Consider the following 2,139-nt stretch of genomic DNA (forward strand, 5'->3'; position numbering starts at 1 on the left):
ACGTCCTCCCCCGTGAAGGTGACCGGCTCCTCGGCGGGCCCGTCCCAGCCGCCCGGCCCGAGGCGGCGCGCCAGCCGGGTCTCCATCGTCTGGAGCAGGCCGCCCACCGCCCGCGCGTTGCCGAAGTCGTGCGGGCGAGCTGCGCGTTGGGCGTCGAACCAGGCGGCGGCGCGGCGCGCGGCGTCGTCGGAGAGCCGGTAGCGCTGGGCCGCCGCCTGGGTGCGCAGGATCTGCACGAGGTCGGCGGTCGGGTAGTGGGCGAAGTGCAGGGTCTCGCCGAAGCGGGAGCGCAGGCCGCTGTTGGCGTCGAGGAAGCGCTGCATCTCGCGCGGGTAGCCGGCCGCGATGACGACGAGCCGCCCGGGGTTCTCCATCATCTCGCGCAGGAGGGTGTCGACGGCCTCCTGGCCGAAGTCGTTGCGGTCGTCCCCGGTGGCGAGCTGGTAGGCCTCGTCGATGAACAGCACCTTGTCGAGCGCGGAGCGCACCACTTCGCGCGTGCGCGGCGCGGTCTGGCCGATGTACTGGCCGACGAGGTCGGCGCGCGTCACCTCGACGACCTCGTCGGTGTGCAGGAGCCCGAGCGCGTGGCAGATGCGGCCGACCAGGCGGGCGACGGTGGTCTTGCCGGTGCCGGGCGGGCCGAGGAAGAGCATGTGCGGGACGGCGGTGCCGGGCAGGCCGCGGGCCTGGCGGAAGGCCAGGCGTTCGGTGAGGCCGGTGAGGAACTCGCGGACCTCGCGCAGGCCGACCAGGTGGTCGAGTTCGGCGAGCAGGTCGGCCGCGGCCGGCACGGGCTTGGGCGGGTAGGACCGGTAGCGCTCGGGCAGGTCGGCCGGGAGCAGCGGCAGGTGGACCTGGCGCTGGACGCGGCCCGCCCAGGTGTCGAAGAGGTCGTCGGCGAGCAGGCGCATCGCCCCGGCGTTGCCGAAGCCCTCGCGGGCGACCCGGTGCATGCCGGTGACGACGCGCTCCAGCAGCTCGCGGGCCTCCTTCGTCGGCGTGAGCTGACGTTCCGTCAGCATGCCGAGCAGGATGGTGAGGAGCGTCTGCGGGTCGTAGTCGGGGAACTCGATGTGTGCCCTGATGCGGCGGTCGAGGCCGGGATCGGCGGCGAGGAACTCGCGCATCTTGTCGGGGTATCCGGCGAGCACCACGACCAGGCGGTGGCGGTCGTTCTCCATGCGGGCCAGCAGTGCGGTGATCGCCTGCCCGCCGAAGCCGTCGCGCTGGTCGCTGAGCGCGTAGGCCTCGTCGAGGAACAGGACGCCGTCGAGGGCGCGGTCGACCAGGGCGTTGGTGCGTTCGGTGGTCTGGCCGACGTAGCCCGCCACCAGGTCGGAGGCGTCGGCCTCGATCAGGTGGCCGCGGCGCAGCAGGCCGAGGTCGCGGTAGATCTCGCCGATCAGGCGGGCGACGGTGGTCTTGCCGGTGCCGGGGTTGCCGGTGAACAGGAGGTGCTGGGTGGCGGCGTCGCGCCGGGCGGGCAGGGCGCGTTCGGCCTCGATGCGGTTGCGCAGGCGGTGCAGGTGGCGTTTGACGGGGGCGAGGCCCGGCATGGCGTCCAGGCGCGCCCAGGGGCTCTCGTCGTGCGGAGTGACGGTGGTGACCAGGCGCCGTTCGAGGACCGTGCGCCGGTCGAGCGCGGCGCCGTCGGCGACGAGCAGACGCAGGTCCTCGCGCCAGGCCGAGGCGCGGCGCGGGGTGGCGGCGAAGGAGCGTACGAGCGGTGCCAGCTCCCGCCAGTCGATGATCCTCAGGCGTTCCCGGAGGCGCAACTGCTGGACCAGGCGATCGAGTTCGGCCTCCTCCGGGTAGCCGACCCGGAACGCCCCGCCCCGGCCCGGCTGGTCGATCTCGCCGCTCAGGAAGGCGGCGAGGGCGGGGTAGACCTGCCGGTCGGCGACGACCCGCTCGACCTCCTCCAGCGTGGAGCGGCGGAACACGAAGACCCAGCGGTTGCGGCCGAGCCGGTCCTGGGCCCGGTCGGCGAGGGCTCCGGCCAGTTGCCGCGAGGCCTCGTTGTGGACCAGCGTCTCCTCGGCCTGGATGTAGACGACGGCGGTGCGCACCTCGCGCTGGCGCAGCTGCCCGAGGTGCGTCATGACGGCGAAGGGGTCGGCGATGCCGCCCCCGGAC

General features: G+C 74.0%; 1 protein-coding gene. It reads right to left on the reverse strand.

The annotated features are described in order from the left end of the window. A partial coding sequence (locus tag AB0O00_RS36800; protein WP_363659053.1) for an AAA family ATPase occupies nt 1–2,139 on the reverse strand: 2,139 nt, incomplete at both ends.

The organism is Kitasatospora sp. NPDC093558 (assembly GCF_040683475.1).
Lineage (GTDB): Bacteria > Actinomycetota > Actinomycetes > Streptomycetales > Streptomycetaceae > Kitasatospora.